At 68.8% G+C, this 25,571-nt stretch carries 26 protein-coding genes; 10 read left to right on the forward strand and 16 right to left on the reverse strand.

Going from position 1 to position 25,571, the window contains the following annotated elements; genetic code table 11:
- Positions 1-80 precede the first annotated feature (80 nt).
- Both H5411_RS28095 and H5411_RS28100 read right to left on the reverse strand, forming a co-directional pair.
- Positions 81-761: an NADPH-dependent F420 reductase gene (locus tag H5411_RS28095; RefSeq protein ID WP_183125559.1), complete on the reverse strand. Its 681-nt coding sequence runs from the start codon at positions 759-761 to the stop codon at positions 81-83.
- Between the two features lie 73 nt (positions 762-834).
- Positions 835-2,424 carry a 4-hydroxyphenylacetate 3-hydroxylase family protein gene (locus tag H5411_RS28100; protein WP_183125560.1) on the reverse strand — a complete coding sequence of 530 codons (1,590 nt, stop codon included), beginning with the start codon at positions 2,422-2,424 and terminating at the stop codon, positions 835-837.
- Between the two features lie 567 nt (positions 2,425-2,991).
- Between H5411_RS28100 and H5411_RS28105 the strand changes: the two genes are divergently transcribed.
- The gene (locus H5411_RS28105) at positions 2,992-3,765 is read left to right on the forward strand and encodes an adenylyltransferase/cytidyltransferase family protein (protein ID WP_281377400.1); all 774 of its coding nucleotides are present in this window, start codon (positions 2,992-2,994) and stop codon (positions 3,763-3,765) included.
- A gap of 73 nt (positions 3,766-3,838) precedes the next feature.
- Here H5411_RS28105 and H5411_RS28110 read toward each other — a convergent pair whose 3' ends face one another.
- On the reverse strand, positions 3,839-4,000 hold the full coding sequence (locus tag H5411_RS28110; protein WP_167756592.1) for a hypothetical protein: 162 nt from the start codon (positions 3,998-4,000) through the stop codon (positions 3,839-3,841).
- Positions 3,997-5,532: a PucR family transcriptional regulator gene (locus H5411_RS28115; protein ID WP_134667185.1), complete on the reverse strand. Its 1,536-nt coding sequence runs from the start codon at positions 5,530-5,532 to the stop codon at positions 3,997-3,999. Before H5411_RS28115 ends, H5411_RS28110 begins: the two co-directional genes overlap by 4 nt.
- A gap of 108 nt (positions 5,533-5,640) precedes the next feature.
- Between H5411_RS28115 and H5411_RS28120 the strand changes: the two genes are divergently transcribed.
- From H5411_RS28120 to H5411_RS28130, 3 genes are all read left to right on the forward strand, one after another.
- A complete protein-coding gene (locus tag H5411_RS28120; protein WP_134667187.1) occupies positions 5,641-7,128 on the forward strand; it encodes a purine-cytosine permease family protein in 1,488 nt (495 codons plus the stop codon).
- A gap of 63 nt (positions 7,129-7,191) precedes the next feature.
- Positions 7,192-8,166, forward strand: coding sequence for a polysaccharide deacetylase family protein (locus H5411_RS28125; RefSeq protein WP_183125561.1), 975 nt, complete (start codon positions 7,192-7,194; stop codon positions 8,164-8,166).
- Between the two features lie 59 nt (positions 8,167-8,225).
- On the forward strand, positions 8,226-9,443 hold the full coding sequence (locus H5411_RS28130) for a M24 family metallopeptidase (RefSeq protein WP_134667191.1): 1,218 nt from the start codon (positions 8,226-8,228) through the stop codon (positions 9,441-9,443).
- Between the two features lie 187 nt (positions 9,444-9,630).
- Here the strand turns inward: H5411_RS28130 and H5411_RS28135 are convergent, their stop codons facing one another.
- From H5411_RS28135 to H5411_RS28160, 7 genes are all read right to left on the reverse strand, one after another.
- Positions 9,631-10,905 (reverse strand): amidohydrolase, encoded by a 1,275-nt coding sequence (locus H5411_RS28135; RefSeq protein ID WP_134667193.1) that lies wholly within the window; start codon positions 10,903-10,905, stop codon positions 9,631-9,633.
- A gap of 2 nt (positions 10,906-10,907) precedes the next feature.
- Positions 10,908-11,612 carry a trimeric intracellular cation channel family protein gene (locus tag H5411_RS28140; protein ID WP_134667195.1) on the reverse strand — a complete coding sequence of 235 codons (705 nt, stop codon included), beginning with the start codon at positions 11,610-11,612 and terminating at the stop codon, positions 10,908-10,910.
- A gap of 327 nt (positions 11,613-11,939) precedes the next feature.
- Positions 11,940-12,128 (reverse strand): hypothetical protein, encoded by a 189-nt coding sequence (locus H5411_RS47845; protein ID WP_240690821.1) that lies wholly within the window; start codon positions 12,126-12,128, stop codon positions 11,940-11,942.
- A gap of 160 nt (positions 12,129-12,288) precedes the next feature.
- Entirely contained in the window at positions 12,289-12,573 is a 285-nt protein-coding gene (locus H5411_RS47850; protein ID WP_240692041.1) for a DUF2637 domain-containing protein, read from the reverse strand.
- A gap of 189 nt (positions 12,574-12,762) precedes the next feature.
- Positions 12,763-14,388 carry a site-specific integrase gene (locus H5411_RS28150; RefSeq protein ID WP_183125562.1) on the reverse strand — a complete coding sequence of 542 codons (1,626 nt, stop codon included), beginning with the start codon at positions 14,386-14,388 and terminating at the stop codon, positions 12,763-12,765.
- A 123-nt stretch (positions 14,389-14,511) separates the two neighbouring features.
- Positions 14,512-14,739 (reverse strand): helix-turn-helix domain-containing protein, encoded by a 228-nt coding sequence (locus H5411_RS28155; RefSeq protein WP_312878636.1) that lies wholly within the window; start codon positions 14,737-14,739, stop codon positions 14,512-14,514.
- On the reverse strand, positions 14,736-15,683 hold the full coding sequence (locus H5411_RS28160) for a DNA-methyltransferase (protein WP_246369323.1): 948 nt from the start codon (positions 15,681-15,683) through the stop codon (positions 14,736-14,738). Before H5411_RS28160 ends, H5411_RS28155 begins: the two co-directional genes overlap by 4 nt.
- Before the next feature lie 311 nt (positions 15,684-15,994).
- On the opposite strand from H5411_RS28160, the gene H5411_RS28165 reads away from it, so the two are divergent.
- The 4 genes from H5411_RS28165 to H5411_RS28180 all read left to right on the forward strand — a co-directional run bounded on the left by H5411_RS28165 (position 15,995) and on the right by H5411_RS28180 (position 18,406).
- A complete protein-coding gene (locus H5411_RS28165; RefSeq protein WP_183125563.1) occupies positions 15,995-16,372 on the forward strand; it encodes a nuclear transport factor 2 family protein in 378 nt (125 codons plus the stop codon).
- Between the two features lie 6 nt (positions 16,373-16,378).
- The gene (locus H5411_RS28170; protein WP_183125564.1) at positions 16,379-16,987 is read left to right on the forward strand and encodes a 3,4-dihydroxy-2-butanone-4-phosphate synthase; all 609 of its coding nucleotides are present in this window, start codon (positions 16,379-16,381) and stop codon (positions 16,985-16,987) included.
- Positions 16,984-17,466, forward strand: a complete 483-nt coding sequence (locus tag H5411_RS28175; protein WP_312878637.1) for a flavin reductase family protein — start codon at positions 16,984-16,986, stop codon at positions 17,464-17,466. The genes H5411_RS28170 and H5411_RS28175 overlap by 4 nt, the downstream gene beginning before the upstream one ends.
- 253 nt (positions 17,467-17,719) lie before the next feature.
- Positions 17,720-18,406 carry a GntR family transcriptional regulator gene (locus tag H5411_RS28180; protein ID WP_183125565.1) on the forward strand — a complete coding sequence of 229 codons (687 nt, stop codon included), beginning with the start codon at positions 17,720-17,722 and terminating at the stop codon, positions 18,404-18,406.
- A 1-nt stretch (position 18,407) separates the two neighbouring features.
- Here the strand turns inward: H5411_RS28180 and H5411_RS28185 are convergent, their stop codons facing one another.
- Genes H5411_RS28185 through H5411_RS28205 form a run of 5 tightly spaced genes read right to left on the reverse strand, consistent with a single transcriptional unit; the run spans position 18,408 to position 24,177 of the window.
- A complete protein-coding gene (locus tag H5411_RS28185; RefSeq protein ID WP_183125566.1) occupies positions 18,408-19,538 on the reverse strand; it encodes an ABC transporter ATP-binding protein in 1,131 nt (376 codons plus the stop codon).
- A 12-nt stretch (positions 19,539-19,550) separates the two neighbouring features.
- A complete protein-coding gene (locus H5411_RS28190) occupies positions 19,551-21,305 on the reverse strand; it encodes an ABC transporter permease (protein ID WP_183125567.1) in 1,755 nt (584 codons plus the stop codon).
- A gap of 21 nt (positions 21,306-21,326) precedes the next feature.
- Positions 21,327-22,391: an ABC transporter substrate-binding protein gene (locus tag H5411_RS28195; protein WP_183125568.1), complete on the reverse strand. Its 1,065-nt coding sequence runs from the start codon at positions 22,389-22,391 to the stop codon at positions 21,327-21,329.
- Positions 22,392-22,396: 5 nt separating this feature from the next.
- On the reverse strand, positions 22,397-23,260 hold the full coding sequence (locus H5411_RS28200; RefSeq protein ID WP_183125569.1) for an amidohydrolase family protein: 864 nt from the start codon (positions 23,258-23,260) through the stop codon (positions 22,397-22,399).
- 20 nt (positions 23,261-23,280) lie between these two features.
- Entirely contained in the window at positions 23,281-24,177 is an 897-nt protein-coding gene (locus tag H5411_RS28205) for a substrate-binding domain-containing protein (RefSeq protein WP_183125570.1), read from the reverse strand.
- Positions 24,178-24,589: 412 nt separating this feature from the next.
- On the opposite strand from H5411_RS28205, the gene H5411_RS28210 reads away from it, so the two are divergent.
- The gene (locus H5411_RS28210; RefSeq protein ID WP_183125571.1) at positions 24,590-25,162 is read left to right on the forward strand and encodes an SRPBCC family protein; all 573 of its coding nucleotides are present in this window, start codon (positions 24,590-24,592) and stop codon (positions 25,160-25,162) included.
- A 1-nt stretch (position 25,163) separates the two neighbouring features.
- The coding region (locus tag H5411_RS28215) for an aldolase/citrate lyase family protein (protein ID WP_312878638.1) at positions 25,164-25,571 on the forward strand (408 nt) is incomplete at its 3' end.

Consider the following 25,571-nt stretch of genomic DNA (forward strand, 5'->3'; position numbering starts at 1 on the left):
CGCGCCTGCCCGGAAACGGGTGGGTCCGGGACCGCCGCAGACGGTCCCGGACCTCCCATTCTTCGCGAAATACCGACCGATCAGGAGGCGGCAACCACTGCGGGGAAGGACAACGACTGCCCAGGCAGGAACTTCATCCCGGCCGCGAACTCGAGGCCGTAGCGCCCCTGCAGCTCGACGAGCAGCAACGCCATCCGCTCCAGCGTCCCGGCGTTGCCGAGCCCACCGGCGTCGATCGGACGCAGCCCCGCTGAACCGATCAACTTCGCAACCTGGGCCTTCTCCGAGTCGTGGTCGGAAGCGAGGAAGACATCCACCTCGGTTCCGCTGAACGACTTGCCCTGCAGCGTCGGCGCCAGGGTCGTGTTGAACGCCTTCACCAGGGCGGATCCGTCGAGACGACGCTGCAGCTCCAGGCCCGCGCTGTTGCCGTGGTCGGTGATCAAGCCGTCGAACGTCGCATTGAACGGATTCGAGATGTCCACGACGATCTTGCCGCGCAGCACGTCACTGAGCGCCACGGCGATCCTGGCGGACACCGCGTACCAGGTGGCGAGCACGACGACGTCGGTTCCTCGGGCGGCGGCCTCGGCCGTGGGAACAGCACTGACCTTGCCCGGCCCGCGCGAAGCCAGCTCCTGTGCCGCGGCCTCGGACTTCCGAGGGTCCGAACCCGCGACGTACACGTCGTGTCCGCCGTCTGCGAAAAGGCCGGCGATCGCCTTGCCCATGCTGCCGGTCCCGATAATGCCGATACTCACTGCCGGTTCTCGCTTTCTTCGTGTTGACCCTGTCCAGAGTCGGGGAATCTTCATGATGTTGACGCCAGCCCGGTCAGGCCTCGCCGATCTGCTTCCACGCCGGCCATGCCGGATCGGTCCAGCCGTCGAGGTCGTACTCGCTCATGCACTGGTCGACCATCGACCGGAAGTACGCGTTGCTGCCGACCGCCTCGCCGGTGTGGAACGTCTCCACGCGGTTTCCCTCGTAACTCCCGGAGAAGTTCCGCTCGTGCACCTCGGCTCGACCGCCGAACTCGGTAGCGAACTCGTCCCACACCAGGCGGATGAGCTTGACCCGTTGTTCGGCGGAGATCTCCGCCCCGTTCCAGTACTTGTCCAGCCAATGGCGGGTAGCCGGGTTCTTGAAGTCCTTCGCAGAGGAAGGAATCTGAATGAAACCGCCCGCCATCACGTTATGGAAGATCGTTCGGATGCGCGAGAACATGTCGCCGTAGATGTTTCGCCATTGCAGCGCGTAATGGACGTTCGGATGCACGTACGGCCCGCCGCCCACGGCCGGATTCGGCTCGGCCGCCATCGCCGTCGCCAGCGCCCAGAGATTGTGCCGCATCCCCAGGACCTCGCCGATCTGCGCCTGCACGCCCCGGAACGCCGACACCTTGTTCATCTCGGTCACCTTGAGCAGAAGACCGCACAGGAAGTCGAGTTTCACCGCCGTGCGCGTACAGGCGTGGAAGATGAACCGCTGGGCGAAACCGCGCGGGAACAACCCGTTGACGACCTCCGGGTTGCGATAGACCGTGACGTTCTCCCATGGAATGAACACGTCGTCAAGAATCACCGAGTAGTCGGACTCGTCGAACCTGCTCGAGAGCGGGTAGTCGAACGGCGTTCCGATCTTCTTCGCCATGTACTCGTAGGAATAGCGCCCGATCAACTTCACGCCCGGGGCGTCGAACGGGACGAAGAACCCGAGTGCGAAATCCTTGTCGTCGACGCCGAGCCCGGCCGCGGGGACATACTGGCTGACGTAGGTGACCTGGCTGAACGCGGCTCCGGTAGAGATCATCCGCGCACCGCGGACCACGATTCCGTCATCTCGTTCCTTGACGACGTGCATGTACGTGTCGCGCTGGTCGGCGATCGACCGCGTCCGGTCCGAAGAGGGGTTGAGCAGGCTCAGGTTCACGAACATCACGTCGTCCGTGGTCTTCTCGTACCACTTCCGCACATTGCCCGCGAAATCCCCGTAGAAGTCCGCGTCGGCGGCCAGCGCCGCGACGAGGCCCGCCTTGTAGTCCGGCCCACGAGACAGACTTCCGTAGCTCATCCGAGCCCACTCCGCGATGGCGTCCCGCGACTCGAAGAGGTCCTCCGAGGATGTCGCCATCTTGTAGAACTTGTGCGAACGCGTACCGCGCTCGGTCACGAAAGTCAGCTTGTCCTGCTTGGCAGGGTCATGCAACGCGTCGTACATCCGGGCCACGGAGTGGGCCGTCGTGGTGAACGCCGGGTGGGTCGTGACGTCATCGACCTGCTCACCCTCGAAGTAGAAGACGCGCCCATCTCGCAGGGTCTCCAGGTACTCGGCACCGGTCGGCGGCGGCTTCACACCGTTGGGCGAAGGCGTCGTCGCTGCTGGCGCCGACGCTTCACCGGCACGGTCCTCGGTCGTAGTCATGTGCTGTTGCCTCCAAGATCCACCACGTCTCCCTTGACGAAGCTCGTCGACGCAGAGTCTTCAAGCGGCGTAAATGAAGGCGAAAAGTAAGCCCTCGCCTGCAGCGCACCGGCCATTTCGGCCAGGTTTCGCCGGCCCGGGTTTGCTCCTCAGCGATCAAGCGGCACGCCAGAGCAGCGGACGTTTCGATGCCGCCAGGGGCCGATCTGGGGACGGGTGCCGCACTGGAGACAAGGAGGTCTCGCGATGCGCGGTCCGAGCGAGCCGCGGCGGGTGCAAACATGCCCTTCCGAGGCGGGCGCGTCGAAGTCGGTTGTCGATGCGGGGCACCAGCGGTGCGCGGCGGCAGCGGCGGCAGCGGAGTTCCCGCGCAGTGAAGCCTCGCCGCTTGTCAATTCCGCCTGACGCCGAGACGTATCGAATCTGCGCCACCTCGTCCTCGAACCGACGCTGCGTTGATCTGCCCAGGAGGCAGCCGTGCCGATCAAAGCTCGCCCAAGAGACAGCCGTCCGGCCCGCGCGGAGGCGTGGCCGGGTCCCGCACAGTCCAGCCCGACCTGGATCGGTCTGGACTCCGTCCCCGAAGATTGCGGCCCGACCGTCGTCACCATGGGCGTGTTCGACGGTGTCCACCGAGGTCATGCCCGGCTGATCGAGCGGGCGGTCAGCCTGGGACGGCAGAGCGGGCTGCCGGTAGTCCTCACGACGTTCGATCCGCATCCGGCATCAGTCGTCGGGCAGCGGCGGGACACCTCGCTGCTCACGACCCTGGAACGCCGGGCAGCGCTGGCGACCGACCTGGGGTGTGCGGCTGTCCTGGTCCTCCCGTTCGACCAGGTCATGGCACAGACCTCGCCCGAAGATTTCGCCGCGGCTGTATTCGACAAGGCCCTGTCGGCGCGCGCCGTCCTCGTCGGTGCCCGCTTTCGCTTCGGACACCGAGGGGCAGGAGACATCGCGCGGCTCAAAGACCTCGGCGCCTGTCACGGCTTCGCAGCGCACGAGGTCGAGCTGCGCCCGGGCTGCTCGTCGACACGGGTCCGGGAACTCCTCGGCAAGGGCGACGTACGCGGCGCAGCACGGGTTCTCGGCCGCCCCCACCGCGCGAGTGTGTGCGGCAAGCCTGAATGTCGCTGTGCCCCGGAGAAACTGCCAGCACCCGGCACCTACGTCGTCGATGTCAACGGCGTGCGCAGGGGCACCGCGACGATCGGTAAAGAGGGAGGAATCTCCCTGGACGGTCGTACGGCCGTGGCCATCCCGACAACGGTCGACTTCATTTCCCGCGCTGATCCGGGAAGGGATCGCGCGGCGGTTCCGGACCTGAGCGCGATCGCCTGACCTGCTCGTAGATTTCGGGCCGTGGCAGATCCGTCGGGAAACGACGCCACAGGTTCTCTGTCGACGGTAGGTTTCAGCGGATGTTCGACGTGGTGCGCTCCAGCCACGGCATCGACGACTGCCCGGAACTCGCCCAGCGGCTGTCGATCGATTCCTCGATCGCGCGTGCGCACCAGCACACCGCGGGCGGGGCACCCGCGATCCTTGATCCGGCAGGTTCTGCCGGGCCGGTCACAACGAGAGTCGGGGGCGGGCCGACGGCCCGCCGGTGTCGGCCCGACCGCCGAGGTAGAGCCGAGCCGCGAGGTGCACCCCGACCGCTCGCGGCGTGCCGGTCGGGTCGCCGCCGAGAGCTGAGAAAGCCCTTGCCAACCTCTGGTAGAGCGCTTGTCGCTGCAGATTGAGCCGGCGAGCGGTCTCCGTCTTCTGGCAGCCGGCGGCGAAGTAGGTCGCGAGTGTCTCGAGCAGGACCGCGGCGCGCGGCGCGCCCAGCGCGAGGACCGGGCCGAGGTGGTCCTCGATGAAATCGCCGAGCACCGACGCGGATCCGATGCGGTGCGCCAGCAGCTCGACTCCGATCGCCGCCGTGTCCAGAACCCGTTGCGGCCACAGTAATTCGTCGGCGATTTCCACGCTGCGCTCGGCCTCGGCGAGCGTGTGCGGGAATCGGGCTGCCGCACGGGCGGAGGGGCCGACGCCGACCCGGAGCCGCCCGAGCCGGCCGGTGCCGGTCAGGTCGGCGATGAGCGCCCGGCGCTGCGTCTCCGCGGACGCGGTCGGTAGCACGACGAGACCGGACAACGTCCCGTCCTCCACAGTCGCCAGCACCTGCCGGCCGTGCTGGCGCAGGACGGAGTCGAGCGCGCCGAGCGCGGGCAGATCGCCGTCGCCGGTCGCCGAGACCCCCACCGCACACGATGTTTCCGGAACCCCGGCAGCATGCGCGAGTACAGCGATGTGCTCCGGCCTCGTATCGGCTGCGCGCACCGAGCGCAGGAGTTCGCGAACAGCGCGGTCTTCCGCGGTCACCGCACCGGATCGGGCCAGTGCCAGCGCCAGGATCTGCGGCGCCCGCTCGAGGGCCGCGCGGACGACGACCGGGTCGGTCTCGGCGTCCGGAACCACGACCAGCCGGGCGACGCTCATCCCGTGCACGGAGATCGGGACCTCCGATGCCGCATCGGCGTCGGCGCGGTACCCGGACGGGCCGGTTGTCGAGCCCAGGGTCCGGCCGGCCAGGTCGAGCAGGCTGATCTCGCAGGCAGTGGCGTCGCCGAGCGCGGCCATCAGTTCCCGCGGCCCGCCCCCATCCGCCAGCACCTGGGACAACAGATGGGAGAGGGCATCGGCTGCCCGCAATCCGCGCACCGATTCGTTGACCAGCATGCCGTTGATCTCTTCGGTGACGCCGACGAACGGCACCACCTGGCGCAGTTCGATCACCGGCAGCCCCAAGGCGGCGGCCTCGTGGAGCAGTTCCTCAGGTATGGCCGGCAACTCGGCACCGGTTTCGATGGCAAGCCCGGCGATGCCGCGCGCGGCGAGCTCCCGCGCGTAACGGCGCCGGCCGTCTCCGTCCGCTGCGGCGAGGACCACGCCGCCGGTCAACAGCAATTCGCCGCCGCGCAGCAGGTGGGCGATCTCCAGGACCTCGCTGGAGTGCACCCAGCGAACGGGCCGGTCGAGCGCGTCCTGGCCGGCGCGGACGACCGGTGTCGCTCGGGACAGGGCCGGGCTCGACAACACCTCCCGCAGCGAGAGCGTCATTCTGTCACTCCTTAACGGTCGAACTGCTTACACAATGACCATAGACCGCGACGGTGACCCGGATCACTCTGTCTTCCGAGGGACCGGCAGTCCACTGGAGGCGATCAGATGAAGAACACTCAGCCCGATGCCAGCATCGCTGAGCTCGAACAGGTGCTGCAGCCGATCCCGGAGACGGCCCGCACCAGCAGAGTGTCCGGCCAGTTCTGGATCTGGGCCGGAGCGAACATCGCTCCGATCAACTGGGTGCTCGGCGCGCTCGGCATCGGCCTCGGCCTCGGCCTGCGCGACACGCTGATCGTGCTGGTCGCCGGCAATCTGGTCGGGATGGCGCTGTTCGGCCTGTTCGTGCTGCTCGGGCAGCGCACCGGAGCCACCGCGATGATCCTCGGACGGGCCGCCTTCGGCCGTCGCGGCAACTATCTTCCGGCGGCCGTCCAGGCGTGCCTCGCGGTCGGCTGGTGCGCGGTGAACACATGGATCATCCTCGATCTGGTCATGGCGCTGCTCGGCAAGCTCGGGCTGGTCGACCCCGCGGCGCCCAATATCGTCGCCCGCATCGTGGTCGCCGGCCTGATCATGGCGGTGCAGGTGGCGATCGCGTGGCTCGGCTACCGCGTCATCGCGGCGTTCGAACGGTGGACGGTGCCGCCGACCCTGCTCGTCCTGATCGCGATGTCCGTGGTCGCCTGGACCCACCTGCACGTCAACTGGTCCTACGCCGGCGCCCCGGGGCACGTGCTGACCGGCGGCGCCCGCCTGGCCGCGATGACCGGCGTCATGACGGCGATCGGAATCGGCTGGGGAATCACCTGGTTCACTTATGCTGCGGACTACTCCCGTTTCGTCAGCCGCACAGTGCCCCGGCGCAGGCTCTACCTGGCAAGCGTGCTCGGCCAGTTCGTCCCGGTCGTCTGGCTAGGCGTGCTCGGGGCCAGTCTCGCCACCGCCAGCGGACAGATCGACCCCGGCAAGCTGATCGTCGACAACTACGGCCGGCTCGCGCTGCCCGTGCTGTTTCTGGTGATCCACGGGCCGATCGCGACCAACATCCTCAACATCTACACCTTCACCGTCGCCGCGCAGGCGATGGACGTGAAGGTCGACCGACGCAAACTCAGCGTGTTCGTCGGAGTGTTCGCCTTCCTCGCGGTCATCTTCTTCGTCTTCCAATCCAGCATCGCGACCGTGCTGGACACCTGGCTTTCCGGAATCGTCGCCTGGATCGCGGCCTGGGGCGGCATCATGCTCGTGCACTACTTCCGGCTGGAACGCAATGCCGCGCATACGGAACGGTTGTTCGACCCGGTGGGCGGCAAGCGGCTTCCGGACATCAACTGGGCAACCATCGCGGCCTTCGTGACCAGCATGGTCGCGACCTGGTTGTTCATGTACGGCAGCACTCCCGCATTGCAGGGGCCGGTGGCTGCCGCCCTCGGTGGGGTGGACCTGTCCTGGCTCGCCGGCGGTGCCGTCGCGGCCGCCCTCTACACAGTCCTGGCGCCGAAGGCGCACCGGCAGTCCCTCGCGGCGGCGTCGGTCACGACTTCCGCCCAGCCGGCCAGCGCATCGGCCGAGCCGCCGACAGGCAAGTGACCCATCAGTCGCGCCGAACACCATCGTCCGCTTCAGACGCATCGCCACGAGGAGGCCACACGCATGACGAATGCTGTTCCGCCCAAAGGATTCCGGCTGTTCGACTGGCCCCCGGGACGCACCGCGGCCGCAGCGTTCACCTTCGACGTCGACGCCGAATCCTGCCTTCTCGCCCACGACCCGACGGCGACCAGCCGAATGTCGCTGATGTCCCATCAAAGCTACGGCGCGCGAGTCGGAGTCGCCCGGCTGCTGCGGATCCTGGACCGGCAGGAGGTGCGCGCGACGTTCTTCGTGCCGGGCTTCACCGCCGAATGCTACCCGGACGTGGTGCGCGCCATCGCCGACGGCGGACACGAGATCGGCCATCATGGCTACCTGCACGAACAAATGCGCAACATCGACGCCGAAACCGAGGCCGGTTACCTCGACCGGGGGCTCGACGCGCTGGACCGGATCGCCGGGGTCCGCCCGACCGGATACCGCGCGCCGTGGTGGGAACTGAACTGGCACTCCGCGGAACTGCTGCGGCAACGCGGTTTCCGTTACGACTCCAGCCTGCTCGACGGCGATGCGCCCTACCGGTTCCTCGTCACCCCGGACGAACCCGGCACGCTCATCGAGATCCCCGTCGACTGGGCCCTCGACGACTGGGAGCAGTACGCCTTCTACCCGGGCTGGACCGGGAGCGGCGTCATCGAAAGCCCCGCCAAAGTCAGCGAGATGTGGTCGCTCGAGGCCGTCGCGCAGCACCGGGAGGGCGGCTGTTTCGTCCTGACCAACCATCCCTTCCTCTCCGGACGCCCCTCTCGGGCGGCGGCCCTGGAGGAGCTGATCGAGACCGTCAAGGCCCTGCCCGGAATGTGGGTCGCGCCGCTGGAGGAGATCGCCGAGCACGCCGAGCGGGTGTGCACCGAAACGATCACTCACACCCGGTTCGACGTGTCGCACATCCCGCAGCTGCACATCCAGCGCACTCCCCCGGCAGCGCCCGACCGTCCCCAGCCGATCAAGCACCGGCCGAGCCGACCGACGTGACCGCGCCAGTCCGCACAGCTGACCCGAAGATCCCGACCGCACAGAAACGAGGCGACACGATGACCGAACGTCTGAAAGAAATCCGCAACGGCGCCAAGGTCACCCCGACGTTTTCCGCCAACGAGATGGACCGACGGATCACCCTGCTCCGCAAGCACATGGCCGAGTCCGACATCGACGCAGTGCTGTTCACCAGCTACCACAACATCAATTACTACAGCGACTTCCTGTATACCGCGTTCGGCCGCAACTACGGGCTGATCATCACCGTCGACGGCCATATCAGCGTCTCCGCGAACATCGACGCCGGACAGCCCTGGCGGCGCAGTTTCGGCGACAACATCGTCTACACCGACTGGCGCCGCGACAACTTCCCGCACGCGGTGACCACCGCGCTCGAGCGCGCCGGCTTCACCCGGGGCCGGCTCGGCCTCGAGGACGACCACATCCCGCCAACCCTGAAGGCACAGGTGTCCGATGCCCTGCCCGGAGTCGAACTGGTCGACGTCGCCGCCGCGGCGATGAGCCAGCGCATGGTCAAGTCGCGCGAGGAAATCGAGCTCATCGCACACGGCGCGCGGATCGCCGATCTCGGCGGTGCAGCGGTCGTCGAGGCCGTGCGCGCCGGCGTCCCGGAATACGAAGTCGCGCTAGCCGGCACCCAGGCGATGGTGCACGAGATCGCGGAAACCTTCCCACACGCCGAACTCCGGGACACCTGGGTGTGGTTCCAGTCCGGCATCAACACCGACGGAGCCCACAACTGGCCTACGACACGACGCGTCCAGGACGGCGACATCCTTTCGCTGAACTGCTTCCCGATGATCGCCGGCTACTACACGGCGCTGGAACGGACCCTGTTCTACGGCGAGCCGAGCTCCGAAGCGCTGCGCTACTGGCAGATCAACACCGAGGTGCACCGGCGCGGGCTCGAACTGATCAAACCCGGGGCGGTATGCCGCGACATCGCCGCCGAACTCAACGAGGTCTACGCCGAGCACGGCCTGCTGCCCAACCGGACCTTCGGCTACGGGCACTCCTTCGGCGTGCTGTGCCACTACTACGGACGCGAGGCAGGACTCGAACTCCGCGAAGACATCGACACCGCGCTGCGACCGGGCATGGTCGTCTCGATGGAACCGATGATCACGATCCCGGAAGGCGAGCCGGGCGCCGGCGGCTACCGGGAGCACGACATCATGGTGGTGACCGACTCCGGTGCCGAAGACATCACCGGCTTCCCGTACGGACCGGAACACAACATCATCCGACGATGACGCCCGGCGACGAACCAGCCGCGCAGTGCCAGCAGGGCGGGTCTGGCAGCGTCCGCTGACCCCTGCGTTCGGCCGGCCGACGAGCTGCCCGCCGTTGCGCACCGCGCGGCGGGCAGCTCAGCTGCACCGATCTGACTTGCGGCGCACCTCAAGACGTCGGCCGCTTCGCACCGGATGGCTGCGCGATTCATTCGCGAGCCGGCTGCCCGGCGGCCAGCCACGAGAGAGCGGCGACGGTGAGGGCCTTGACGCCGGTGTCGAGCGTCGGCTGCAGCACCGGCGCGAATTCCGGACTGTGGTTGACCGGGACATCTCGGGCAAGCGTCCCCCCACGCTCCGCCTCAGCGTAGCGGCCCGGGTCGATCCCGCCGATTCCCCAATAGGTGAACGGGACCCCGAACGCCTGCGGAATCTGGCTCATGTCCTCGCTCGCGGTCTGCAAGTCGATCGTATGCGCGTCTGCGCCGAACGCTCCGGCGAACGCATCCGCCACCCTCCGCGTCGGTTCCTCGTCGTTCACCGTCGGCGGGAACGTCGCCAGCCGTACGAATTCCGGCTCGCGCGGCGCACCCGCGGCCTGAGCTTCCGCGCGCACGATCCGTTCGACCGCAGCAAGCACCTGCTCCCGCGACGACTGGTCGTAGGTACGCACGTTCAGCTCCAGCTCCGCCCGGTCCGGGATGACGTTCGGACCGCTACCCGCCTGGATCTTGCCCACCGTGACGACCGCCGGCGTGGTGGCCGCCAGTTCGCGCGACACGATCGTCTGCAACCGCACCACCGCCATCGCCGCCATCACAACCGGATCGATCGCCGCCTGCGGCGCGGAACCGTGCGCGCCGCGCCCGTGCAACGTGACCCGGAGGCTGTCCGCCGCCGACAGAAACGAGCCAGCACGAGTACCGACATACCCCGCTGGATACGGCAGGACGTGCTGGGCCAGCACCACGTCCGGCTTCGGCACGCGCTCGGTCAAGCCGTCGGCGATCATCGCGTCCGCGCCGTCACCGTTCTCCTCCGACGGCTGAAACAACACCATCACCGTGCCCTGCCACTCCCTGGCCCCGCGCGTCATCAACTCGGCGAAACCGACCAGGCAGGCCACGTGCACGTCGTGCCCGCACGCGTGCATGACCGGCCCCTCCACGCCGTCCGGCCCGGCCGCGACGACCTGCGAGGCATACGACAGGCCGGTCCGTTCCTCCACCGGCAGCGCGTCCATGTCCGCGCGCAGCATCACCGTCGGACCCGGCCCGTTGACCAGCACGCCCACCACTCCGGTGCCGCCGATCCCCTCCGTCACTTCGTAACCGCTTGCGCCCAGCCGCTGCGCGACCGCCGCCGCCGTACGGTGCTCGCGCAGCCCGAGCTCGGGATGCGCGTGCAGATCCCGGTACAGCTCCTCGATCCCTGAGCGAATTTCCTCCAGCGGCGCAAGAACTGCGCGAACCACGGCTTCCATGATCAAGCTCCTCCTTCTTCCGGCGGGCGTGGCCGGCTGCGCCGACCCTCGCGCAGCCGCGCTCGGGGGTGCCATTCGAGGCCCGAAGGCAAGTTCCAGTCGAATGCGAGCGCAACACCCCGGAACGCCAAGGCACCCACGACGCCGCTGACCACCCCGACCAGCGGAGCGCCCAGCTCCGAGCAAACGACCATGACCGACGCCACGGCAACCGCGACCGTCGCGTACAGGCCGTTTCGGCCCAGCACTGCCGGTACGCGGCGCAGCATGATGTCGCGCAATGCGCCGCCGCCCACTGCAGTCGTCGTCCCGAGCAGGATCGCCGGAAGCCAGCCCAGGCCGGCAGCCAGCGTTTTCTGCGCTCCGGTCACTGCCCACAACCCGACAACAGCAGCGTCCAGCGCAGTGAACACCCGATTCCACGAGCTCTCGCTGATCGTCATGACAAACGACAGCAGGGCACCGGCCATCGCCGTCGGCAAATACGCGTAATCCGTCAACGCGACCGGCGGGCCATGCTGCAGCAGCGTGTCCCGGATGACCCCGCCGCCCAGCCCGGACACCGTGCCGACGACCAGATAGCCGAACAGATCCAGCTGCTCGGCACGCGCGACCGCACCGCCCAGAATCGCACACGCGAACACCCCGGCCAGGTCCAGATAACGCGTGACCTGACCGATCGCTTCGACAGCCGCGGTCCCTGCCATGACCGACACCCTAACCGCGTTCAGCGACGATCACCGCCGCTGTCGTTCTCCGACACACTGATGGCAAACGCGGTTCCGTGACGCGCCAACTGGGCCGCGCCTGATCGCCGGCCGGATCTTCCGGCAGCAGGGGCACCATCACGACGCGCCGGTTGAGCCCGGCCCTCACCCCATCTGCTCGGCGCAGGTACCCCTTGGGGCAGGCCCAGGACACCAGGGGAGTTGTCGGCCTGACGAGAAGGTGAGTTGCCGTAGCGGACACCAGATCCTTGAGGAATGTCAGCGATGCTCCGCCGAGGGCACCGAGACGCACTAGGACCGGATCTCTCATCGCGCCGCTCTCCGGGCGTAGTTGTGCGTGCCGGCCACCCGGTCCAGCTCCGCCCCGCTCAGAGACCGCCCCGCAGCGACCTGCTGCACGTAGTACGCCCACATGTACTGCTCGGCCGTCAGCCCTTCCACTCGCCCCGGGCCGTCGAACCCCATCTCGCTGGGCCGACGAGACGGTCCGGCCATCGCTATCTCGCACAGACACGGTCTCGGAGCAAGTCTCGGTGCCGTGCTGCTTCAACGCCCGGTTCGGCAGCTCGACCGTGAACAGCAACGCCACCGGCGGGCACGCCGCGACCACCACCTGCAACGGGCTCAGCGCCGAAGCCGACCCCACGTTCGCCAACTACGACAGCCCGATCCCGAACACGAACGCCGACCACGCCACCCACCGGCCACGCTCCCGGCCAGCCCGGCGCCGCTTCCACAACTCCACCGTCGCGATCGCCAACAACCCGTCCACCAACAACGGCCAAATCGACGCAGTCGACACATCAGCACCGAACCGCAGAGCGAACTCCCGACCGTGGCGATACGACGCATACGCCGCACCGACCGCCACCAGATCCGTACAGCCGCACTGCACCCACAGGGCAAGGTTCGGGGCAACCCGGTCCCGCTGCCCGCCCATCACGACAGCGCCCCCGCCACACGACCGAGCACCGGCGAAAACCGCCAAGCTGAGCGTGGTGGACCGGTCGGCAGAGCCCGGCACTTGCGAGCCCGAGGGGAGCCCGAGCGCGCAGAAACTCGACGACAAACCACGACACCACCCGACACCGGCGACACCCCGCGCCGAGGAAAACGACCCTGCGCGGCATCACGCGACACCGCCCGAACCTTGATCAAAACGACTCTTAACCAGCGGGTTCGGGGTTCGAGTCCCTGATGGCGCACCCTCACTCCCCAGGTTCGAGAAGTTTTCGACCTGGGGATTTGTGCTATCTGGAGGGATTTCTTCCGCTCCGTCACCGTCCACAATGGTCGGCGACGATCCCGAGACGAGCCCGAGCTGTCGCGGCGCTGACCGAGGGATGATCTTGGCGGTGGCTTCGGCTGCGGCGAGCGCGACTTCGGGCAACACGGTGGTGTAGGTATCCATGGTCACGGTGATCGAGGAATGCCGCAGCATGTGCTGCACGACCTTCATGTCAGCGCCGGCCGCGAGGGCGAGGGTGGCTGCTCCGTGGCGCAGGTCGTGCAACCGGATCGGCGGCAGACCGGCCTGGCGTGCCAGCTCCTGAAAACGCGCGGTGACATCAGCCGGGTGCAGAGCGCTGCCGTCGGGCTGAGTGAACAACAGTCCGCTGTCGACCCAGTCACTGCCGAGCCGCGCACGCGCCGCGTCCTGGTCCGCCTGATGCTTGCGCAACACGATCACTGTGCCGGAATCGAGAGCGACAAGACTCTCCGACGACGTCGTCTTGGGAGCGGACTGCCCAGTCTCCCAACCGTACTGCACGATCTGGTTCGTCACCTCCAACGCGGCGGCATCCAGATAGGTGTCGACACGGCGCTGCCCGCACGCCTCGCCGCGCCGCAGCCCGACGTGAGCAACCAGGTGGAACAAGGCATACAACGGATCATGTACCGCGTGGTCGAGAAATCGGCCGGTCTGCTGCGGAGTCCACACCATCACCGGCGACGGGATCTCCCCGGTCAGCCGCCACCGCTCGACCCGTTCCTCGGTCCAGACCTTCGGGTTCGGACGGTTCGCCGGCGGCAGCTCGACCAACGACGCCACATTGACCGTCAGCAACCCTTCTTTCACCGCCGGGCTCAGCACGGCCCGCAGCGTCTCGCGGATCCGCCGGATCGAGGTCGGCCCGACCGGACGCTGCCACTTCACCGCCGCGATCTTGCGCGGGTCCTTGCTGGCCCGGTACTCGGCGATCACGTCGTTGTGCTCGACAATCGCGTCGAACATGCCCTCCAGGTGCGCCACCCGCAGTTTGCCCCGGCGCAGGTGGCCCAGATGCGGCCGCAGATACAGCCGCACATGCGACTCGTAGGACCGATACGTGTTGCGCGCGCGCGATTTCTTCTTCGTCGCCAGGAACGCAGTGAACACCTCGTCCATCAGCGGGTGCTCCAGCACCTCGGCCCCGGCCCGCACCAACCGGCGCATGTCCTCCAGGTCCGGCAGCTTCTGCCGCGCCGTGATCGCGGCGGCGATCACGTCCGCGATCTTGCCCAGCACGTCCTCGTCGTCCCCGGCGAGCGAGAGCAGGTCGCCGACGTGATCCAGTTCCTTCTGCGCCTTCGTCGCGGTCTCAAAACCACTGCGCCGCCGCGGCCGGCGATTCCCCGCGCGATCGGCGGGCAACTCGATGCGATAGCACCACTGCCCGTGGCGGCTCTGCTCCAACCTCGGGCACGCCGCTCCCACACTGCGGCCGTTGCCGTCCTTGCAGGAGCAGCGTTTGTACACCGATCCCTCGGCCATCGCCCTCACCATCCCCTCGGTCGTGTCGAATCAGCGGGTTGCCGCGATGCTCGCGCTGCGCACCGGTCTCGGGGAAGCCCGAGCCACAGGGACATCACCCGATCTGACGAACCCAGCCGCGCTTCACCCGGAAGGCTCGTCGAGGCCGAGCGCACGCCGAAGCCCGACGACAGGGACCCGGTACTCACCGCCCACTCGCAGGACCGGGCACGGGAAATCCCCGGTGCGTGCGAGCGCGTACGCCGTGGTCCGCCCGATCCGCAACGCCCGCGCCGCCGTCATCAAATCCACCACCGCCGGCAACGCCGCCACCTCCGCCACCGTCATCGGCACCGGCTCCCGCGCGGTCACGACGCCGCCGCTTCCGCAAGCCGCCGCCGCGCCAGACCAGCGCACGCAGGATCCAGATCCACGCCGACGAACGCGCACCCGTGCTCCAACGCCGCGACACCTGTTGTTCCGCTGCCGCAGAACGGGTCCAGCACCACTCCCCCGCGCGGACACCCCAAACGCACGCAACGCCGCGCGATCTCCAACGTTCCCGCCGCCGGATGCCCCGTGCCCGAACGACCAGTCGGCACCCTCCACACATCCAACCAGGCCTCGCCAGGATCAGACTCCGGCGCGAACCAATGCTCCGAGGATCGGGTCAGCAGGAGCACCGTCTCGTAACGCTGCGCGAGCCGGTCCCGCACACTCTCCGGCCGCGCGTTCGGCTTCTCCCACACCACCGCGTTCCGCACCAGCCACCCCCGCTCCTGCAACGCCAACGCCACCCGCCACGGCACCCCCACCAGATCCTTGCGGCGAAACGCCGACTGCGGCGGCCGATGCACCCCGTACCCGCTCGCCGCCCGCACCGACGCCGTCCGCGCCACCGAACCCTGCGCGACGTAGTTCCCCCACGACCCGCCGAAACAGTCCCCCAGGTTCAGCCACACCGTCCCGCCCGGCCGCAGCACCCGCGACACCCGGTCGAACACCTCGACCAGATTCGTCACATAGAGATCCACAGTGGACTCCGCCCCGAACTGGCCCGCGACCCGATAGTCCCGCAGCCCCCAGTACGGCGGCGACGTCACCACGCAATCCACCGACCCGCGCGGCATCCCCGCCACCACCTCCGCAGCGTCCCCCACGCACACCCGCGCCGACCCGCTCATCGCCCGCACTGCCGCCAGCTCACGACTGCGCACCGGGCCTGTGCGGCAAGAGGGCTTGGCGTTCGCTGCCGGTACGCCCTTAACAGGGCTGTCCCCACGCTGACCGGCGAGCGCGATGTCTTCGTCCGTCATCGGGTCCCTCCCTCGTCGTGGCAGGCGTCGGTGATGCGCCGGAGTGCGAGGTCGTGGTAGGCGGGGTTGGTGTCGATGCCGGTGAAACGCCGGCCGAGCGCGCGAGCGGCGACGCGTGCCCACTATGCGAGCGGCCCGGACTACGTGTCAAGGACGGCCGGGATTGACCCCCCAGGACGCGACGGCACGCGTGTCCGCCCAGGTCAGGGCCCCGTGCCGGACACGTAGCGGATCACGGGCGATCCCGGTCCCGCTCCCGCCCCCGGTTCGGGAAACCTCGGCGGAAGCACCCGATCCGGAAGGGATGAACCATGAGCAGTCAGGAACCGGCGGCCGTCGCCGAGCGCTTCATCGAGGCGTACAACTCCGGCGACCGGGACCGTCTTCTCGCGCTCTGCGCCGAAGACATCCATGTCGAGCACCACAACCGCGGCGTCGAGCTGAACGACCGGAACGCGTTCGGCGACATCATCAAGGGCTTCGAGGCGGCGTTCCCGGACAAGCACTTCGAAAACCGCCGCGCCTGGCACACCGACGGCGACACCGTCGTCGTGGAACACACCTGGGCGGGCACCGCCGAAGCCGACGTCCCGGGCTTCGCCAGCGCCGGCGAAGCGGCGCGCATCGACCTGTGCAGCCGCTACACCGTCCGCGACGGCCTCGTCGTCGAGTACCACGACTACGGCTGATCCGCGATGGCCCTCCGCACCCGGGCGGCCGCCGAGCTGGCCGACGGCCGCCCGGTCGTCCTTCTCGACGAGCGGGGCGCCGCCGAGCTCGTGGTCGCCGCCGCACTGGCGACCAGGCACTCGCTGGCCTTCCTCGTTCGCCACGGCTCCGGATTCGTCCGCGTAGCGCTGACCGGCCATGCCTGCGACCGGCTCGGCCTGCCGCCCGTCATCGCGCGCGGGCCCTACCGGTGCGCGCAAGCGGTCTCCGTCGACGCGGCCACCGGCGTGAGCACCGGGATCTCGGCGGCGGACCGCTGCCGCACCGTCCGGCTGCTCGCCGATCCCGCCGCCGGCCCCGGGGACCTGCGCCGTCCCGGACACCTCGTGCCGGTCCGCGCGTGGCCCACCGACGGCGCCGCCGACCAGCCAGGCGCCTCCGAAGCCGGCATCGAGCTTGCCCGGCTCGCCGGCCTCGAGCCCGCGGCTGTCCTGTGCGGGCTGGTCTCCCGTCTCGACCCGGCGAGCATGGCCGGACCCGCCGAGGCGCTGGACTTCGCCCGCGAGCACGACTTGGCCGCGATCGCCGTCGCGGCCCTGTACCCCCTGTCAGCGCAGGAAAGGAGAGCAGGGTGACCGCGTTCGACGCAGCCGCCTTCCGCACCGCGATGAGCCGGTTCGCCACCGGTGTGGTCGCGGTGACCGCGCCCGGCCCGGTCGGCATGGTGGTCAGCTCGTTCACCTCGGTTTCGCTGGACCCGCCGCTCGTGCTCTTCTGCGCGGGCAACGAGTCCGCGACCTGGCCGCGGATCCGGGACTCCGGGCAGTTCTGCGCGAACGTGCTCGCCGCCGGGCAGGAATCGATCGCCCGGCAGTTCAGCGGACCGGGCGACCGCTACCGCGGGATCGGGTACCTGCCCGGGCCGCACGGCAGCCCGCTCCTCAACGACGTCCACGCCTGCGTCGATTGCGAAATCGTCGCCGAATATCCCGGAGGAGACCACACGATCGTGGTCGGCCGGGTGCGGCACCTGGACATCGGGCGCGACACCGTCCCGCTGGTGTTCCACCGCAGCAGGTTCCACGACGGCAGGGTCCTCAGCCCCACGTGCTGATCGCCCAGCCCAAGGTGGGCGTCCACGCGCTGGCCCGCGCATGGACGCCCACCTTGCGCATCGCCCAGTTCCAGCAGCAAGCCTTGATCGGCGGAAACGTTCCCGGCTGTCTCGCCGCCCGGCTCGCTCGTCGGGCGGGAACGGGCAAAACCGAGACGGGAGCGCCGGATTCCGGCACGGGCTCGCACCGGCGGGGCGATCGCAGTCGTAGGATCATGCGATCGGACGGAACGGTCGTTGGAGGTAGGCCTGCATGACGGCGGACAGCAGGCAGGACACGCGCGCGGACGGCCTGGATCCAGGTGCCACCCGGACCGAACGGGCCTACCACGATCTGCGCGAGCTGATTCTTTCCGGGCAGTACGCTCCCGACGCTCGGCTGACCGAATCCGAGCTCACCGGCCGGCTCGAGGTTTCGCGCGGCACCATCCGGTCGGTGCTGGCGCGGCTCGCCCAGGAGGGGTACGTCACCGCGGAGGCGAACCGCAGTGCGCGAACGCGGTCGTTCTCCGAGGACGAGGCGATCGAGATCCTCGAGACCCGCGAGATTCTGGAGGCGGCGCTCGCCGCCAAAGCCGCAGAGCGCGCGACCGACGAGGACATCGCGGAGATGACCGAGACCTGCGAGCGGATGTGGGCGGGCCGCGAGTCCGACGGCCGCGACGAGTACTCCGCGCTCAACCGCAGCTTCCATGAGCAGGTGCGCCGGGCCGCGCGGCAGGCGACGCTGACCCGGTTCGTCGACAGCCTGCTGTATCCGCTGGTGCTGCGGCAGTACCGCGACATGGACCGCTCGCGGCCGCGCGCGACCGTCGTGCACGAGCATGAAGCGATCCTCGCCGCCGTCGTCACGCACAATCCGGAGGCGGCGGCCGCGGCGATGCGTCACCACTTGTCCGCGGTCCGCCGCGCGCTCCAGCTGGAGTTCTCCGGCGAGTAGGTCAGGACCAGAGCGCCACTGTCCATTCGGGATCCAGCACCAGTCCGACGTCGTCGCCGGGGCTGATCCGCAGGTGTGCGTCGGCAAGGGCGCGGAATTCGACGTCTCCCACGGTCGCGACCACTTCGCGCCGGTCGCCGAGGTACTCCGTGGAGACGACGCGCGCCGGGAACCGGTTGGCCTCGCCAGCCTCCGGTGTTCCGGACACGACCCGGACGTGCTCAGGCCGGATGCACACGTGCGCGTCCCGGATCTGCGCGGGAGGCGGGGCGAAGCGCTCGCAGCGCAGGACGCCGACGGCGGTTTTCACCTCGACCACACGGTCTCCGCCGCGCAGCGTGCCGTCGACGACTCCGGGGACGAGGTTCGCGCTGCCGACGAAATCCGCTACGAACCGCGACGCGGGCGAGTCGTAGATCTCGTCCGGCGAGCCGATCTGCTCGACCCGGCCGCGGTTCATCACGACGATCGTGTCCGACATCGCGAGCGCCTCGCCCTGGTCGTGCGTGACGTAGATGGTCGTGACGCCGAACTTCTGCTGGAACGAACGGAGTTCGGCGCGCAGCTGGGCACGCAGTTTGGCGTCCAGATTGGACAGTGGTTCGTCCAGCAGCAGGACATCGGGTTCACACAGCAGGGCGCGGGCCAGCGCCAGGCGCTGCTGTTGCCCGCCGCTCAGCTGCGTCGACCACCGGTCGGCGTACTCGGACAGGCCGACCTGCTCGAGCATGGCGAGCACCCGGGTCTTGGCCTCGCCGCGCGAGCACCTCTTGCGGCCGTAGCGCAGCGGGAAAGCGGCGTTGTCGAATACCTTCATGTGCGGCCAGATCCCGTACGACTGCGGCACCATCGCGATCGGACGATCCTCGGGCGCGACGTCGCGGCGGGCTGCCGAGGAGAAGACAGCCTCGCCGTTCATGGAGATTTCGCCGCGGTCGGCGCTTTCGAGGCCGGCCAGGCAGCGCAGGGTGGTGGTCTTGCCACAGCCGCTCGGGCCGAGCATCGTGAAGAAACCGCCGCGCGGCACGGCGAACCCGACGTTGTCGACGGCGAGGCTCACTTCTCCGGCCGGCTTCCGGGCGAATCGCTTTTCGAGACCCGAGATCGCCACGGCGTGCTCAGTGTTCTGCATGGTCACGACACCTCAGATGTGTTGTTGTAAGCCGCGGCGGTTGACCCACCACACGGAGCCGGCGGAGACGGCGAGCAGGAGCACGGCCAGCGCGCTGGCCTCGGGGTAATTCGCGCTTTCGCCGATCATGTCCCAGAGCAGCACGACGACGGTCCGATTGTCCGAATTGGACAGCAGCAGCGCGATCGGGAGCTCTCCCAGCGCGTTCGCGAAAACCCAGAGCCAGGTGCGCGTCACCGACGGCGCGACGAGCGGGAGCACCACCCGGCGCAGCACGGTGCCGTGGCGCGCGCCGGAAACCCGGCCCACCTCTTCGAGCCCGCCGTCGAGCTGCAGCAGGGAAGTCTGCAGCATCCGCGACGCTCGCGGGATGTAGCGCGTGGTGAGCGCGATGACGATGATCCAGATCGTGCCGTAAACGGGAATCGGCAGGAACAGGTAGAGGAACAGCACCGCGACGCCGAGCACGACGCTGGGCACGGCGAATACGAGGAACGACAGGTCGAACAGCGTGCGGCCAGCGCGCCCGCCCCGCGACGAAGCCAGTGCCAGCCACAGGCCGAAAGCGGCGGTAGCCGTCGCCGTGACCAGGCTGATGACGAGGGTGTTGACGACGGCGTGGGTCAGGTTCGGGTCGGTGAAGATCGTGCCGTAGTTGGCGAAGCCGAGAGTGCCGAGACCGCGCGGGCTGATCGGCTGGAGGAACGGCGTCAGGCTCGTCCACACGAGAGTCAGGATCGGCACGACGATCGCGACCAGCAGGTAGAGCGTCACGATCGCGGCGGCCGGGTAGCGCCACCGGCCCAGTTTCACCGGTGTTGACCGGTATCCCTTGCCGGTGACGACCTTGAAGCGGTGCGATTCCCGCGTCTGCCGCCGGTAGAGTGCGATCATCACCAGGGACAGCAGCACCAGCAGCACGCCGTACGCACTTGCCAGTCCGTAGTCCGACAGGCCCGACGGCGGCTGCAGCGCCGCCTGCACGAGGCTGCTGAACACGAAGATCTGGTGCGGCGTGCCGAGGATCGACGGAATCGCGAACTCTTCGAGCGCGATGACGGCCAGCAGCATCGCGGCCGCGCTCATCCCGGGCAGGGTCAACGGCAAGACGATCTTGCGAGTGCGCGTCAGCCAGCCCGCGCCCGAAGTCGCGGCGGCCTCCTCGAATTCGAGGTTGAGCCGGGCGAAGGTCGGCGCGAGCATCAGGTACATGCTCGGCACGCCGAAAATCCCCGCCACCAGGATCATGCCCGGCAGCGAATAGATGTCGACGGAAATCCCGAACACGCGCTCGACGAGCAGCGCGAGCGGGCCGTTGGCGGGATTGGCCGCGAGCACCCACGCCACCGCCATCACGGTGGCGGGCACGCCCATCGGCGCCAGCGCGCTCGGCGCGAGCAAGCGGCGGCCCGGCAGATCGGTGCGCTCGAAGAGATAGGCCAGGCTGACGCTGACCACGAGCGCCACCACGACGGTGCCGACCACGAAGATCGCCGAATTCAGAACGACTTGGAGCACGCGCGACGAGGAGAAGATCTTCACGAAGTTGTCGAACGTGAACCCGGGAATGTCGAAGGGCAGCTTCAGTTCGCTGCTCTTAAGGCTGCTGTAGACCAGCATGCCCAGCGGGAACACCACGAGGTAGGCGAGGAACACGCCGATGGCGATGTTGACGGCGGTGCGGAAGCGACGCCGCCGGCGCGGGCGGACGGGCTCGGCGGCCGGGCGCGGCGGTGCCGTGGGCGCGGCTCTGGTGGCGGACTGCATCGTCGAAGTCTCCAAGGGAAATCAGTTCACATCGGTGCCAAGGGCCTTTTCGACCTGCGGGAAGAAATCGGCGAACCGCTGGTACTGCTGGACATCTGTCTCGCTGTACCACTGGACCCCGGCCGTGCAGAGCGCACGGACGACACGGTTGGCGGTGGCCGTTTTCGAGCAGTCGGTGTCGGTCGGGATGATCGAGTTGTAGCTGCGGGCGAGCGCCTTCTGCCCCTCGGCGGAGCCGAGAAAAGCGGTGAGCAGCCTGCCCGCCGCCGGATGCGGGGAACCCTCGGGCACGAACAGGTAAGCCTTGTTGGCGTTGGTGGGCCCGACCGGGGCTACCGCGACCGGCGCGCCTTTGGCCTTGTCCGCCAGCACGAGGTTGATCAGATCGGTCCCGGCAGGGGTCTGCCCGGAGACGATATTGGTGTGCGCCTGCGTCGTGTTGTCGGTGTAGTGCGGGCTCTGCTTGGCCAGCTTCGCGGCGAACGCCAGACCGGGACCGGTGCCGAGCGCCTTGTCCTGCGCCCACACCGTCATGAACGACCCGCGCGATTCGACGGTGAGCTTGCCGCCGCCCCAGCGCGGGGACACCAGGTCGTCCCAGCTGTGCGGGGCGGAACCGGCGGGCACAGCGGCCGTGTTGTAGGCCCAGACCTTCGGCACGGCCCAGACGTAGACGAAGTTCCCGTCGAAGATCTGGCTCCCCGGCACGCGGTACCGCGCCCAGTCGACCTTCGCGGCCATGTCCACCGAGGGCAGGACGGTGAGCACGCCCGCGTTGGACACGTCGAAACTCACCCGGCCCGCGGCCTGTTCAACGTTGAGCTGGGTGACGAGGTCCGGTGCCTTCTTGTTGGTGTATTTGACCGTAATGCCGGGATACTTCTTCTCGAACGCCTTGATGGCGGGCCGCATCTGGGCTTCCGGTTTCGGAGCGAACCAGATGACCTGACCCTCCTTCTTCGCCGCCGCGTACAGCTCGGCGAGATTGCGGGCGTCCGGTGCGGGCGGCGGTTTGCTGCACGCGGCGCCGAGCAGCGTGACCACGGCCGCCAGGGCGGCCAGCACGGTCTTCCGGGAGGTGCGCACGGCTCTCACTGTCCCCCCGTCGCGACCGCTACGCCGTATAGCCGAGCGGCCGTGCCACCCGCGACGAGGGCTCGTTGCGAGGCGTCGAGTGCTGGCAGCTGTGCTGCTACGAGGTCGGCCAGCTCGGCCAGCGAGCCCGCCGAAGCGGGAAAGTTCGAGCCCCACAACATGTGGTCAATGCCGAATTCTTCGACCAGCGTGCGCACGACCGGTGCGGCGGACCCGGCTTCGCGCTCGGCTCGCAGGACGGCAGGCGGAGTGAGTTTCACGAAGACCCGGCGGCTGTCGCGCAGCCGCGCGAGTTCCGGATACGGCGAGGCTCCTTCGCCCAGCCGAGGCCGAGCCGCGTGGTCGAGCACGACGGTCAGGCCCGGGTACCGGTCGAGCAGTCCGGCCAGGATCGGGGTGTGTTCGGCGTGCATCTGGATGCACACCGGCACGCGGCGGTCGGACAGGAACTGCCACACCGGTGTCATGCGCTCGTCGTCGAGGCCGCGGCCGGGGGTCGGGACGGCGGTCGTCCCGTCGGCGGCCCGGATACGGACGCCGGAGAAGCCGCGTTCGTCGATCCAGTGCGTGAGGTCGTCGACGGCTTGGGGCGAAAGGAAGTCGACGGAGCAGACGCCGCTGAGCCGATCAGGGTGGCGCGTCAGCTGATCGGCGACGTAGCTGTTGTCGAAGCCGTAGACCGTCGAGGCCTGCACGACGACGAGGTGGTCCACTCCGGCGGCGTCCGCTTCGCGCAGCAGGCCGTCGATGTCGGCCGGTCGCTCGCGGGACCAGTCGGAGCGACGCCCGCCGAGCGGGGCGGCGGGATACGCGGCGGTGTCCGGGGAAATGATGTGAGTGTGCGCGTCGACGCGGAACATGGGCTCTGCTTTCGGTGGGCTCAGGCGAGGTGGCGGGAGAAGTCGTCGAGAAGTTCGGCCACGGTCACCGGGGTGCGGATGACGTTCTGCTGCAGGGCGTAGTCGATGGCGGTCTGCAGCCCGGCGACGAGTTCGTCGGTGACGCCGAAGCGCAGCGCGCGCACGCGCGGACCGGGCTCGGGGTCGGCTGCCCTGCGTTCTTCGATCCGGGTCCCGAAGGCTTCGTACAGTTCGGCTACCGTGCTGGGTTCGGCTTCGAGCAGATCGCGCCGCACGGTCAGCAAGTGGTTGATCGGCACCGTTCCGTGCCGCTCGCCCCACGCTTCTTCGGCCGCGCGCCAGTCCGGAATGACCGGAACCAGCGGGCCTTCCGCACCGTCGAGCGCGGGCGGGCCGAGGACGGCGGCCGAGACTTCGCCGCGGCGCAGGACGTCGAGCACCTTTCCTTCGGCCCGCTCGACATTCGCCGGCTCGGCGTACTCCGCGACGTGCGGCCCTTCGGTGGTCACCCAGGTGACGTCCTTGGCGTCGACGCCGTACTCCTCGTGCAGGATGCCGCGCACCCACAGGCCGGTGGTCTGGCTGTAGGCCCGCACGCCGACCCGCTTGCCTGCCAGCTCAGCGGGGGCGAATTCCGCGGAGCCGGGCCAGCGCGTCAGCGAGTGGTGGTGGAAGTCGCCGCTGAGCACGACCGGAAGCAGCGAGATCGGCACCCCCGCTTCGCGGGCTTGCAGGAACGTGGCGAGGGCGAGTTCGCTGACGTCGTAGCGCAGCTCGCGCACCATCGGCGCGAACGCCCGGTAGATCGGGTCGGCGTGCACGGCCTCGACGGGACGGCCGCCGGGGGCGAAACCGGGGGCGGTGACGAACTCCGTGTGCGGATACGCCTTCACCGCGACGGACAGGGTCCTTGCCATGGGGGTCGACTCCTCTGGTGCGCTGGAGCGGAAGCGGGCGCCGCGCGGGGCCGGCGCGGGAAGCGCAGCGGCCGGGCGAACACCCGGAATGTCGAACAGTGTCAGCGACCGTACGCGCCGATAGCCAGCGTTTCAACCTCCAAGAACGCAAATCGTCTAACAATCCAGCGCTCACCGAAGGCGTGTCGCCTGGACACCTCCGGTGTGATCATGCGACCGACCTGCGGAAAGGTCGCCGGCAACTCTTGTTCTACAAGATTCACCAATCTCCCCGAATGGCCTGGCGGAGATTCTTGTCCAACAATGAATTCTTGCCGTCCGTCCTCGCGTGCTGCTACCGTCCGCCGCAAAGTTGTTAAACAATCTGGCGGTCGAGCCGCGACAGGCGAGGCCGCCGAGCGAGGGCAGAGCTGTGATCGAGATCGACGAGGAGATCCCCGTTCCCGCACCGCCGGAACGGGTGTGGGAGGTCGTGTCCGACCCAGAGGCGGTGGTGTCGTGCATCAGCGGCGCCGAACTCGGCGCCTCGCACGAGGACGGATCGTTCGACGGGACGCTGGTCGTCAAGTTCGGCGCGGTGCGCGTGCGCTTCGGCGCCCGGGTCGCGCTGGACCTGGACGAGCCCGGGAGGGGAGGCCGGCTGTCGGCGAAGGGCCGCGACGGGCAGGGGGCCACGCGCTTCTCGGCGCACGCGACCTTCCGGGTCGTCCCGGACCCGGCGACCGGCGGCTCGCGAGTCCGCGCGACCGGCCAGGTGAGCCTCGCCGGGAAGCTCGCGTCGCTCATCGAAGCCGGCGCCGGGGCCGTGGTTTCCCGGATGACCAAGGACTTCTCCGCCGAACTGGTGCGCAAGTGCACGGGCGGAGCCGTCGCCGAAGCTCCCGCACGCCGCTCGCGGTGGGCGCGGGTGCGGGACTGGTGGCTGCGGATCGTCCGCAAGCGGCAGAACGAACGGAACGAGGTGCGCAGTGGCCAGGCTGAATAGCGTGATCGGAGCCCTGGAGTCGGGCAAGCCCGCCTTCGCGGCGTTCGCTCCGCCGGAGCCGTCGGCGGCGCTCTACTTCGCCGGCTCCGCCTACGACGGGTTGGTCTTCGAAGCCGAGCACAAACCGTGGGACGCGGCGAATCTGCGCGACAGCCTGCAGTACCTGCTCGACCGGCGGCGCATCTTCGAATCCGGGACGCTCGCCCCGTCGCCGACCCCGTTCGTCCGCGTGCCCGTCAACGGCGCGGAACACGGCCAGTGGCACGCGAAACAGGCACTCGACCTCGGGGCGTACGGCATCGTCTGGCCGCACATCTCCCGCGTCGAGGAAGCCCGCAACGCCGTGGCCGCGTGCCGCTACCCGCGCCTGCCCGAGGCCGACCGCTTCGAACCGGCCGGCCTGCGCGGC

Origin of the sequence: Amycolatopsis echigonensis (assembly GCF_014174495.1) — a bacterium.
GTDB lineage: Bacteria > Actinomycetota > Actinomycetes > Mycobacteriales > Pseudonocardiaceae > Amycolatopsis > Amycolatopsis echigonensis.